Annotated in this window: 11 protein-coding genes; 3 read left to right on the top strand and 8 right to left on the bottom strand. The window is 70.3% G+C overall.

Annotated features, from left to right (window positions below):
- On the top strand, positions 1–1,074 hold the full coding sequence (locus MW290_RS26090) for an ABC transporter ATP-binding protein (protein ID WP_250197257.1): 1,074 nt from the start codon (positions 1–3) through the stop codon (positions 1,072–1,074).
- 33 nt (positions 1,075–1,107) lie between these two features.
- On the opposite strand, the gene MW290_RS26085 is transcribed toward MW290_RS26090, so the two are convergent.
- From MW290_RS26085 to MW290_RS26055, 7 genes are all read right to left on the bottom strand, one after another.
- The gene (locus MW290_RS26085) at positions 1,108–1,725 is read right to left on the bottom strand and encodes a discoidin domain-containing protein (RefSeq protein WP_250197256.1); all 618 of its coding nucleotides are present in this window, start codon (positions 1,723–1,725) and stop codon (positions 1,108–1,110) included.
- Positions 1,726–1,884: 159 nt separating this feature from the next.
- The gene (locus MW290_RS26080; protein ID WP_250197255.1) at positions 1,885–2,841 is read right to left on the bottom strand and encodes a bifunctional riboflavin kinase/FAD synthetase; all 957 of its coding nucleotides are present in this window, start codon (positions 2,839–2,841) and stop codon (positions 1,885–1,887) included.
- Between the two features lie 7 nt (positions 2,842–2,848).
- Positions 2,849–3,556 (bottom strand): 16S rRNA pseudouridine(516) synthase, encoded by a 708-nt coding sequence (locus MW290_RS26075; RefSeq protein ID WP_250197254.1) that lies wholly within the window; start codon positions 3,554–3,556, stop codon positions 2,849–2,851.
- A gap of 77 nt (positions 3,557–3,633) precedes the next feature.
- Positions 3,634–4,626, bottom strand: a complete 993-nt coding sequence (locus tag MW290_RS26070) for a P1 family peptidase (RefSeq protein WP_250197253.1) — start codon at positions 4,624–4,626, stop codon at positions 3,634–3,636.
- Positions 4,590–5,708 carry a glycerophosphodiester phosphodiesterase family protein gene (locus MW290_RS26065; protein WP_250197252.1) on the bottom strand — a complete coding sequence of 373 codons (1,119 nt, stop codon included), beginning with the start codon at positions 5,706–5,708 and terminating at the stop codon, positions 4,590–4,592. Before MW290_RS26065 ends, MW290_RS26070 begins: the two co-directional genes overlap by 37 nt.
- 105 nt (positions 5,709–5,813) lie before the next feature.
- Positions 5,814–6,923: an acyl-CoA dehydrogenase family protein gene (locus MW290_RS26060; RefSeq protein ID WP_250197251.1), complete on the bottom strand. Its 1,110-nt coding sequence runs from the start codon at positions 6,921–6,923 to the stop codon at positions 5,814–5,816.
- Between the two features lies 1 nt (position 6,924).
- Entirely contained in the window at positions 6,925–8,106 is a 1,182-nt protein-coding gene (locus MW290_RS26055) for an acyl-CoA dehydrogenase family protein (RefSeq protein WP_250197250.1), read from the bottom strand.
- Between the two features lie 118 nt (positions 8,107–8,224).
- Here MW290_RS26055 and MW290_RS26050 point away from each other — a divergent pair, with 118 nt between their 5' ends.
- Both MW290_RS26050 and MW290_RS26045 read left to right on the top strand, forming a co-directional pair.
- A complete protein-coding gene (locus MW290_RS26050; RefSeq protein ID WP_250197249.1) occupies positions 8,225–9,427 on the top strand; it encodes an SUMF1/EgtB/PvdO family nonheme iron enzyme in 1,203 nt (400 codons plus the stop codon).
- A 100-nt stretch (positions 9,428–9,527) separates the two neighbouring features.
- The gene (locus tag MW290_RS26045; RefSeq protein ID WP_250197248.1) at positions 9,528–10,625 is read left to right on the top strand and encodes a mechanosensitive ion channel family protein; all 1,098 of its coding nucleotides are present in this window, start codon (positions 9,528–9,530) and stop codon (positions 10,623–10,625) included.
- 10 nt (positions 10,626–10,635) lie between these two features.
- Here MW290_RS26045 and MW290_RS26040 read toward each other — a convergent pair whose 3' ends face one another.
- The gene (locus MW290_RS26040; protein WP_250197247.1) at positions 10,636–11,529 is read right to left on the bottom strand and encodes an SHOCT domain-containing protein; all 894 of its coding nucleotides are present in this window, start codon (positions 11,527–11,529) and stop codon (positions 10,636–10,638) included.
- Positions 11,530–11,559 lie beyond the last annotated feature (30 nt).

Below are 11,559 nucleotides of genomic sequence, written 5' to 3'. Positions count from 1 at the left end.
ATGGGTGCGCTTTCGATCCGCCAGGTCCGCAAGACCTTCAACAACACGGTCCACATCCTCAAGGGCATCGACATCGAGATCGATCCCGGCGAGTTCCTGATCCTGGTCGGCCCCTCGGGCTGCGGCAAGAGCACGCTGCTGAGCATGATCGCCGGCCTGGACACGCCCACCTCGGGCAGCATCCACATCGGTGATCGCGACGTCACCTACCTGCCCAGCAAGGACCGCGACATCGCGATGGTGTTCCAGAGCTATGCGCTCTACCCGAACATGAACGTGGCGCAGAACATCGCCTTCGGCCTGGAGATCCGCAAGGTGCCCAAGGCCCAGCGTGAAGAGACGGTGCAGCGCGTGGCCAAGATGCTGCAGCTGGGCCATCTGCTGGACCGCAAGCCGGGCCAGCTGTCGGGCGGCCAGCGGCAGCGCGTGGCCATGGGCCGGGCGCTGGCGCGCGACCCTAAGCTGTTCCTGTTCGACGAGCCGCTGTCCAACCTGGACGCCAAGCTGCGCGTGGAAATGCGCGCCGAGATCAAGCTGCTGCACCAGCGCACCCGCACCACCACCGTGTACGTGACGCACGACCAGGTGGAGGCGATGACGCTGGGCGACCGCATCGCGGTGATGAAGGACGGCGTGGTGCAGCAGTTCGGCACGCCCGAGGACATCTACGAGCGGCCGGCCACGCGCTTCGTGGCCGAGTTCATCGGCTCGCCGGCGATGAACATGGTGCAGGCTCGCCAGGGCGGCGCGGGCGATGCCGCGGTGGTGGCCCAGGGCGTGACCCTGGCCACGCACGAGCAGCAGCGCGCGGCGCTGGCCCAGGCCGGCGGCGAACTGATCTACGGCCTGCGGCCCGAGAACATCTCGCTGGCCGACAGCGGCCTGCCCGGCACGCTATCGCTGATCGAGCCCACCGGCCCCGAGACCTACGCCACGGTGGACACCCAGGCCGGCCCGCTGACCATCCGCGTGCCCGGCAACCTGCGCGCACGCGTGGGCGATGCGGTGCACCTGCGCTGGGATGCAGCGCACGCGCACTTGTTCGATGCGAAGACGGAGCTTCGGGTGGCCTGAGTTTGATGGAGCCCCGGAGCGCGCCGTGATTGCTCAGCCCTGTTGGCGGCGGCGCACCAGCAGACCGATCGCGCCCAGGCCCAGGCCCAACAGCGCGTAGGTGCCCGGCTCGGGCACCGGCGCCGCCACGAACTTCACTTCGCTCAGGCCCACCCACGGCCATTGCGCATCGAAGTTGGTGCGGATGTCGAACTGGACGAAGCGCGCCTGGGCGCTGAAGCTCACGGCTTGCGCCGGGATCAGGCCGCCCTTGGCTTGCTCCAGCGTGTGCAGGCCGCCGACGGTGCTGAACTGGACACCATCCGTCGAGGTCTTGACGTAGAAGTCCTTGACGCCGCGGGTGTAGTCGATGTCCGAGTTGTACTGCCACACCAGCGCGGCGCTGATGTCGTGCACCGAACCCAGGTCGAAGGTGAGCGTGGCGGTGGTGTCCACCGGCCAGGTGCCTTCCTTGATCCACATGGTGTCCCAGGCACCACCGTGCAGGTCACCCACCATGCCCGAGTTGTCGATCAGGCTCTTGGCGGTGACGGTGAAGTGGGTGCTGGATGCCACCGCGTCCACCGGGGTGACGATGGCGGCCTGCGCCTGAACGGCGGCGCATGCCAGCAGGGCGGCAGCGATGCCGTGGCGGTGCAGATGCTTGAACATGGAAACCTCCTGTGTTTTGGGAGGCTCCACCGTAGAAGGCTGTCGTGACATCGACGGCCTGCGCGCCGTGGCGCGCCGATCCGAACGGCTTACCAGCGCCGATGGCCGAAGGGCCGCCCCCGCAGTTGGGTGGGCGGCCGGGTCAGCGAAGGCCGGGTGTCAGGTCGCCAGCCGGAACCAGGCCCGTGCGTCCGCCTCGTCGCGGGCGATGCCGGCCTTCAGCGCTTCCAGCGAGTCGTACTTGCGCTCGTCGTGCAGCTTGTGCAGCAGCTCGACGCGCACCACGCGGCCGTAGCCGGCATCTTCGGCCATCGGCCATTCCAGGCAGTGGGTTTCCAACAGCACGCGGCCGGCGTCTTCCACCGTCGGCCGCACGCCCAGGCTGGCCACGCCGGCCAGCGGCCCGCGGCCCAGGCCGTGCACCCGCACCACGAAGATGCCGGCGGCCGCCGGCAGCCGGTGGCCGAAGCGGATGTTCAGCGTGCGAAAGCCCAGCTCGCGGCCCAGCTTGCGGCCGTGCACCACATGGCCGCTGATGCTGTAGGGCCGGCCCAGCAGCGCGGTGGCGCGCGACATATCGCCGGCCGCCAGCGCCAGCCGCACCGCCGAGCTGCTGACGCGCAGGCCGTGCACCTCATAGCTCTGCATGCGCGCCACGTCGAAGCCCAGCTGCGGCCCGGCCGCGTCCAGCATCGCGTAGTCGCCGGCGCGGCGCGCGCCGAAGCGGAAGTCGTCGCCCACCAGCACATAGCGGGCATGCAGGCCCTCGGCCAGCACCTCCTGCATAAAGGCCTCGGCCGTCAGCGCCGCGAAGCGTTCGTCGAATCGCAGCACCACCACCTGGTCGATGCCGCAGCGCTCCAGCTCCGAGAGCTTGTCGCGCAGCGTCGCGATGCGGGCCGGCGCCTTCTCGGGCGTGCCGGCCTTCATCGCGAAGAAGTCGCGCGGATGCGGCTCGAAGGTGAGCACGCAGCTGGGCACGCCGCGGTGGCTGGCTTCGTTGTTGAGCAGGGCCAGCATCGCCTGGTGGCCGCGGTGCACGCCGTCGAAGTTGCCGACGGTGAGGGCACAGGCCGGTGCGATGCCGGGATGATGGAAACCGCGGAAGACGCGCATGGCCGGATTATCGCGGCGCCAGCAGGGCCGCGCGTTCCTCGTCCGTCACCCAGCGCCAGTGGCCGCGCTCGGGGCCGCCTTCCAGCTTCAGCCCGCCGATGGCGCTGCGGTGCAGGCCTTCGCAGCGGTTGCCCACCGCAGCCAGCATGCGCTTGACCTGGTGGTACTTGCCTTCGGTCAGCGTCAGCCGCAACGTGTGGCTGCCGGTGGCCTGGCAGTCGGCGGCACGCACCGGCTGCGGGTCGTCGTCCAGCACCACGCCGTCGCGCAGGCGCTGCACCTGGGTGTCGTCCACCGGATGCTTGGCCGTCACCTCATACACCTTGGGCACATGGTGCTTGGGCGAGGTGAGCTTGTGGATCAGCGTGCCGTCGTCGGTGAGCAGCAAGAGGCCGGTGGTGTCTTCGTCCAGCCGGCCCACCGGCTGCAGGCCGCGGGTGCGCAGCGGTGCCGGCAGCAGCATCAGCACGCTGGGATGGTGCTTGGGCTTTTGCGAGCACTCATAACCCGCCGGCTTGTGCAGCAGCACCAGCGCGCTGGCCTGGTACAGCCATTCACGGCCCTGCACCGAAAAGCGCAGGCCGTCGGTCGCCACCTCCTGGTCGGGGTCGTCCGCCACCTGGCCGCCGATGGACACCAGACCCTGGCCGATCAGGCCCGCGCACACCCGCCGGGTGCCGAAGCCTTGCGTGAACAACACCTGAGCCAAGCGCACAGCGTCTCCTTGGGGCCTGCCGCGCAGGCCATCTTGCATGAGGGCCGGCAGTGTAGCCAGGGGCGCGCCGCGCATGCTCAGCCGGGTGGCAGATCGACCGCGGCGGGCAGCCCGGGCAGCCCGGTGGCGGCGCGCACCGCGTTCAGCACCGCACGGGCCACCACCTCGGCGGCCAGGGTGCCCAGCACCGTCATCGGCGGCGTGTGGCCGGCGCCGCCGGTGGCCAGCGCGAAGAGGGTGTCGCCGTCGCTCATCGTGTGCACCGGGTTGATGCTGCGGGCCAGGCCGTCCTGCGCCACCGTGGCCAGGCGGTTGGCCTGCGGCTTGGTCAGCACCGCGTCGGTGGCCACCACGCCCAGGGTGGTGGCACTGCCGGTGGCAGGCACCACCACCGGCAGGCCCTGCACGATGCTGCGGGCGCTGTGCTGCAGCCGCAGGCCGTCTTCGGTGCGGGCGCCGGCCAGCGGCAGCCCCGTGGCCGGGTCGATCACGTCGCCGATGGCATTGACGGCCAACATGGCCGCCACCGTCACGCCGTGGGCGCGCAGCGAGGCACTGCCGATGCCGCCCTTCATCGCGCGGGGCAGGCCGAACAGCTTGCCCACGGTGGCGCCGGTGCCGGCACCGACGTTGCCTTCGGCCTCGGGGTCGCTGGCCGCGGCTTCGCAGGCGGCCCAGCCGGCCGCAGCGTCGGGCCGGGGGCCACGGGCCAGCCACAGGTCGAACAGCACCGCCGCCGGCACGATGGGCACCCGCGCCGGGCCCACCGCCAGTCCCTGGCCCTGGGCTTCCAGCCAGCGCATCACGCCGCCGGCGGCGTCCAGCCCGAAGGCGCTGCCGCCGCTGAGCAGCAGTGCATGCACCCGGTCCACCAGGTGGTCGGCGTGCAGCAGGTCGGTCTCTCGGGTGCCGGGCGCGGCGCCGCGCACGTCGGCGCCGGCCACCGCGCCGCCGGGCGGGCACAGCACCACGCTGCAACCGGTGTGGTGGCCGGCCAGCGTGTGGTGGCCGACCCGCAGGCCGGCCACGTCGGTCAGGTGGCCTGGAAAGCGGGGCACTGCGACGGGCATGCGCCCACTGTAGCGGCGCGGCGGCGGCGCGCCACCAGGCCGATGCCGGCCAGGCCCAGCGCCATCAGCGCATAGGTCTGCGGCTCGGGCACCGCGGCCGTGAAGGCCTGCACGCCGGCCACGGCCAGGTCGGGGTAGTTGCTGAACACGCCGTCCATGCCCATCTCCAGGTAACGCTGGTATTCGGCGGCGGCCAGGGCCTTGTCGGACTGGGCGAAGGTCCAGCCGTGCACTTCCAGGCCGGCGGCATGCGCCTGGTCGATGAAGGCCTTGCTCAGCGGCGCGGCGGCATAGTTGATCACCAGGCCGATGCCGTCGGCGAAGCTGGCCACCTCGCTCAGCGACAGCAGCGTGGTGCCGGTGGCACCGAACACCGCCACGCGGCCGACGCCATCGGCCGGCGTGATGGCGGCGCCCAGCAGCACCAGCTTCATGTCGGTGCCCTGGGCCTGCTGCTTGGCGTCGAGGCTGCGCAGCGTGCCGTCGCTGAAGGACTGGATGTACACCTTGTCGGCGGCGCGGCTGTAGCCGTTGGCGGCCAGGGTGGAGAGGATGCGGTCCTCCATCAGCGGGTCGGCCTGCTTGGCCTCGGGGTAGATGCCGACGGTGCGGCCGGTGAGGGCGCTTTGCTGCCGGGCCAGTGCGATCACTTCCTGGAAGGTGGGCACCTCCAGGCGGGTGTTGGCGGGCGTGAAGCCGGGGTAGCTGTTCTGCGCGGTGCCGCCGGCCGGGGGCACCACGGTCAGCGTCTTGATCTCGGCCAGCGTGAAGTCGGCCACCTTGTAGCCGCCGTTGCGCGGCGCGAACAGCGAGGCGGCGTTGGTGGTGCGGTTCAGCGTGTCGTCGTGCAGCGCCACCAGCTGACCGTCCTTGGTCAGCTGCAGGTCGGGTTCGATGTAGTCGGCGCCCATGCGGATGGCCAGCTCATAGGCGGCCAGCGTGTGCTCGGGCAGGTAGCCGCTGGCACCGCGGTGGGCAATGACGATGGGGTCGGCAGCATGGGCGGCCGGCAGGGCGGCGACCCAGGTGCCCAGCACCAGGGCAGTCATGGCGCTGAGGCGGGCGAGGCGGAACGGGTTCATGGCGGTACTCCTGGCAATCTTGTAGGTGAGGCGCCCCACGCGGGGGCGCCTGAGCTTGCCTAGACAAGATGACCGCGCCGTGAACCCGCGGCGCGGGCCTTCGCTTCAGGCGAACACGCCTGCCGTGTCCTGCATGCGGCTGGACACTTCGCCCAGGTGGTGCAGCGTGTCGCCCCAGGCCATCTCCAGCATGGTCAGCCGCTTGAAGTAGTGGCTGGCCACGTACTCGTCGGTGACGCCGATGCCGCCGTGCAGCTGCACGCATTGCTGGCCCACATAGCGCATGCTGTGGCCCAGCTGCACCTTGGCCTGCGACAGCGCGCGGCGGCGCTGCTCCTGCGGCTCGCCGAGCTTCAACGTGGCGAAGTAGCTCATCGAGCGGCCCAGCTCCACCTGCATCTTCACGTCGGCCACGCGGTGGCGCAGCGCCTGGAAGCTGGCGATGGTGACGCCGAACTGCTTGCGCTGGTTCATGTACTCCACGGTGATGGCCAGCAGCCGGTCCATCAGGCCCACGGCCTCGGCACACACTGCGGCAATGCCCACGTCGCTGGCGTGCGACAGCACCGGCAGGCCGTCCTGCGCCACCAGCAGCGCCGGGGCGTTGTTGAAGCTCACTTCGGCCGCACGGGCGCCATCCTGCGTCGGGTAGCCGCGCACCTGGGCGGCGGCCTTTTCCACCAGGAAGAGGCCGGTGCCGCTGCCATGGCGGGCGCTGACGATGAAGGCATCGGCCTCGTCGCCGGCCGGCACCACGCTCTTGCTGCCGGTGAGGGTGAAGCCATCGCCCGCCGCAGTGGCGGTGGTGTCGGTGGCTTCCAGCTTGTAGCGGCCGCGGCGCTCCTGCAGCGCGGGCACCACCAGGGCCGAGCCTTCGGCCATGCGCGGCAGCCAGGCGGCCTGCACCGCCTCGGGCGCGCCGGCCAGCAGCGCCGGGGCCACCAGCGCTGCTTCGGCGAAGGGGGCGTTCACCAGGCCGCGGCCCAGCTCTTCCATCACCACCATCGCTTCCACCGGGCCGAAGTTCATGCCGCCGTGCTGTTCGGGCACGGCCAGGCCGGCCAGGCCCAGCTCGGCCAGTTCGGCATAGACCTCGCGGGTGGCGCCGCCAGCCTTGGCCAGCGCATGGCGGCGGTCGAACGAAAAGCCTTTTTCCGCCCAGCGCTGCACCGCGTCGCGCAGCGAGACCTGGTCTTCCGAGAAATCGAAGTTCATGTCAGCTCCCCAGCACGGTCTGCGCGACGATGTTGCGTTGCACTTCGTTCGAGCCACCGTAGATGGTGGTCTTGCGCATGTTGAAGTAGGTGCCGGCCAGCGGCGCCAGGTAGGCCGCGCCCACGTGGTCGCCCTGCCAGCCGGCTTCCATCGCCTCATGCACGTAGGGGCGGGCGTAAGGGCCGGCGGCCAGCATCATCAGCTCGGTGTAGCGCTGCTGGATCTCGCTGCCGCGGATCTTCAGCAGGCCCGCCACGTCCAGGCTGTTCTTGCCGCTGGTCTCGGCGCTCAGCACCCGCAGCACCATCATCTCCAGCGCCACGATGTCCACTTCCAGCAGCGCGATCTGGTCGCGTAAGCGGGCGTCTTCGTACACACCTTCGGCCTTGGCGATGCGCTTGAGCCGTTCCAGCTCGCGCTTGGCGCGGTTGACGTCGGCGATGTTGGTGCGCTCATGCGCCAGCAGGTACTTGGCGTAGGTCCAGCCCTTGTTCTCTTCGCCCACCAGGTTCTCGGCCGGCACCTCGACGTTGTCGAAGAACACCTCGTTGACCTCGTGCTCGCCGTCCAGCGTGATGATGGGCCGCACGGTGATGCCGGGGCTCTTCATGTCGATCAGCAGGAAGCTGATGCCGGTCTGCGGCTTGCCTTCCGTGCTGGTGCGCACCAGGCAGAAGATCCAGTCGCCGTACTGGCCCAGCGTTGTCCAGGTCTTCTGGCCGTTGACGATGTACTTGTCGCCCTGGCGCACCGCGCGGGTCTTGACCGAGGCCAGGTCCGAGCCCGATCCCGGTTCGCTGTAGCCCTGGCTCCACCACACCTCGCCGCTCATGATGCCGGGCAGGTGCTTGGCCTGCTGCTCAGGCGTGCCGAAGGCCATGATCACCGGTGCCACCATCACCGGGCCGAAGGGCACCACGCGGGGTGCGCCGGCCAGCGCGGTTTCTTCCTCGAACAGGTGGCGCTGGATGGCATTCCAGCCCGGGCCGCCGAACTGCTTGGGCCAGGCCCAGCCGTGCCAGCCCTGCTTGCCCAGGATCTTGGCCCAGCGCTGCAGATCGTCCTTGGACAGGCGCAGCGCGTTGTGCACCTTGTGGCTGATGTCCTGCGGCAGGTGTTCATGCACCCATTGCCGGATCTCTTGGCGAAAGGCTTCTTCTTCCGCGGTGAAGTTGAGGTCCATCGGTTGTCTCCTGCGAATCGGTCGTTTTAGCACGGTCGTTCGATTCGGATTTGTCTCAGCCGCGACAACCCCGCATCGGGATAATCCATGGCATGCCTGCTGCTGTCCATCCGCATCGATGAGTACCGCCGTCGATGCCCTGCTTGCCGACCCGCGCCGCATGCGTGTGGCCGATGCCGACGTGCTGTCGCTGGCCTTGATCGATGCGCGCAACCGCACGCTGCGCTGGCTGGCGCTGTTCGAAGGGCAGCCCGAGGAACGCCGCCTGCCCGCTGCCGATGCCGCGGTGCTGGCCCCGGCCCGTTGGCTGGCGGGCCATGCCGCCTGGTACCAGGAGCGCTGGATCGCCCGCAACCTGCAGCGCGCCCGCGGCGAGCAGTCGGACCGCCAGCGCGCGCCGCTGGCCAGCATCGACCCCGGCGCCGACGGCTGGTGGAACCCCGAGGCCGTGGGCGGGGCCGCCCGCTGGCACATGGCGCTGCCCGACTTCGGCACCACGCGCAGCTACCTGGCCGACACGCTGGAAGTGACCGTGGACCTGCTGGCCGGCGAGGACGACGACGACCTGCACTGGTTTCGTGATGCGCTGTTGTACGAGGACGCGCTGGTCGAGCGTTTCGCGGCGCTGGCGCAGGCCCTGGGCCTGCCGGGCGCGGCCGACCTGGCCAGCGCGGCGCCGGTGCTGCCGCTGCGCCCGCCGCTGCTGTTCGGCGCGCAGCGCTTTGCGCTGGGTTCGCAGCCCGGCGGCTACGTGCCGTCGTCCGAGCAGTGGGCGCATGAAGAGCCGGTGCCGGAGTTCGAGATCGATGCCCAGCCGGTGAGCTGGGCGCAGTACGCCGAATTCGTGGAAGACGGCGGCTACGACGAGCCGCGCTGGTGGCACGCCGAAGGCTGGGCCTGGGTGCAGCGCGAAGGCCGCCGCAGCCCGCGTGACGTGGAGCAGCTGCGGCACGGTGTGCTGCTGCGCCGCTTCGGCCAGATGCAGCGGGCGCCGGCGGCGCAGCCGGTGGTGCACGTGAACTGGTACGAGGCCGACGCCTGGTGCCGCTGGGCCGGCCGCCGCCTGCCCACCGAGGTGGAATGGGAGCTGGCGGCGATGCAGGGCGCCAGCCGCGGCTGGGCCTGGCGCGGCGTACGCGAGTGGGTGGCCGGCCATGCGCGCGCCTGGCCGGGCGGCCGCAGCGCCATCGACGGCCGCCTGCGCGTGCTGCGCGGCGTGGCCGCGCTGGAGCCGGCCCGCCTGGCCCACCCCAAGGCGCGCCGCTTCGCCGCGGCCGAACGCGACGAAGGCTTCACCGGTTTTCGCAGCGTGGCGCAGTAGCGCACCCCGGCGGCACAGCGTTTGCCGAAGCTGGGCTTTCGCCGCACGCGCCACGGGCACGTGCAGTCTTTGCAGTGATGCATGGAAAGCCCTTCGACCGATGAACTTGAGCTACTTTGCCGACACCCTCCGCGGCACCCTGCTGCTGGGCCTCCCGCTGAGCCAATGGCTGTGGGGCCTGCTGGTGGCCTGCGTGGCCTACCTGCTGCTGACCCTGCTGCTGCGTGTGGCCGTGAGCCGTGCCGGCCGCCTGGCGCAGCGAACCACCACCCGCATCGACGACTTCCTGGTCAGTGTGCTGGCGGGCACCAACCGCTGGTTGATCCTGCTGGCCGCCATGCTCATCGGCCTGGGGGCCGTCGACCTGCCCGACCGCTGGCACAGCCGGGTCGAGCACCTGTGGTTCCTGGCCCTGGCCCTGCAGATGGGCCTGTGGATGAACCGCGCGGTGCAGGCCGGCCTGGCGGCCTACCACCAGCGCCATATCGCCGGCAGCGCCAATCCGCAGCAGGTGAGCGCCGCCGGCACCTTGATGGCCTGGGGCCTGACCACGCTGGTGTGGGCCGTGGTGCTGCTGTCCATTCTGGCCAACCTGGGTGTCAACATCACCGCGTTCGTCGCCAGCCTGGGCGTGGGCGGCATCGCCATCGCGCTGGCGGTGCAGAACATCCTGGGCGACCTGTTCGCCTCGGTCTCCATCGCGGTGGACAAGCCCTTCGAGGTGGGCGATTTCATCGTCATCGGCAGCACTGCCGGCACGGTGGAGCGCATCGGCCTGAAGACCACGCGCATCCGCAGCCTGCAGGGCGAGCAGATCGTGATGTCGAACACCGAGCTGCTCAAGCAAACGATCAACAACTACAAGCGGCTGCAGACGCGGCGCATCGTCTTTGGCTTCGGCATCACCTACGACGCCAGCGCCGAGCAGGCGGCGCAGGTGCCCGGCATCGTGCAGCGCATCGTGCAGGACAGCGAACGCCTGAAGTTCGACCGCGCCCACTTCAAGGCCTTCGGCGAGAGTTCGCTGGACTACGAGGTCGTCTACATCGTGCAGGACCCGGGCTTCAACGTGTACATGGACGAGCAGCAGCGCATCAACCTGGCGCTGATGCGCGAGCTGGCCGCCATCCGCGTGCAATTCGCCTTCCCGACCCGCACGGTGATCGTGCAGGGGCCGATGGGGGTGGCGCAGGCGTAGAGCAGCCGGCTCACAACCGCTTCAGCAGCTCCGCCTTCTTGGCCGCGAATTCCTCGTCGCTGACGATGCCCTTGGCGCGCAGGTCGGCCAGGCGTTCCAGCGTGGCGAAGACGTCGGTCGATTCGGGGCTGGGCGCCGGGGTGGCCGGGGCATAGGCCGCGGCATAGGCCGGGGTGTACGCCGCCGCGTTCGAGGCTTCCACCGGCGGCGGCGCGTAGCTGGGGCCGGGGGCGGGCGAGGCGCCGCCGTCCGAGCTCCACACCACCGGCAGCGTGGCCACGTCCACCAGGCCGTACTGGCTGTTGAAGCTCAGGCTGCCGCTGCCCGACTGCTGCTGGCCGAAGCCGCCGATGTCGTGGTCCATGGTGTCGTACACCGTCACGCGGCCGCCCAGGTCGATGGCCAGCCGGTGGGCCTGCGCGAAGTAGGCATAGCGCACATTGTTCTGTGCGCCGGTGCTGTTGGGCCAGCGCAGGTCGTCGGGCCACCAGTCGCCCTGGCTGTTGGCCGAGGCGGTGGGCACGAACAGGCTGGATTGGCCGGAGAAGCCGCCGGGGTGGCCGTAGCCACCGCTTTGCTGCTGCTGGCCGTAACCGCCCTGGCTTTGCGACTGGAAGCTGCCGCCGTGCAGCAGGCCGGGCTGGCGGTTCACCAGGTCGGCCAGCTCGGCGCACAGGCTGTCCACCCGGCCCTTGAGGTGGTTGTTGAACATGTCCGAGACCATGGTCATGCCGCCGCGCATCCACTGGCCGCTGCCGGCGAACTCGGGGTGGTTGAACTGGGCCATGCCGCCATGGCCGTTGACCACGGCCTGCAGCATGTGGGTCACCGCGTCCACGCTGAAGCCGTGGCGCTGCGCGATGTCGGCCACGGCCTGCTGGCCGGCCGAAGAAAGTTCTCGCATGGAAAGCCTCGCGTCGTGGTTGATGGCCAC

This window comes from Aquincola tertiaricarbonis (genome assembly GCF_023573145.1).
Taxonomy (GTDB): domain Bacteria; phylum Pseudomonadota; class Gammaproteobacteria; order Burkholderiales; family Burkholderiaceae_C; genus Aquincola; species Aquincola tertiaricarbonis_B.
This window is presented reverse-complemented; position numbering and strand designations above follow the sequence as displayed.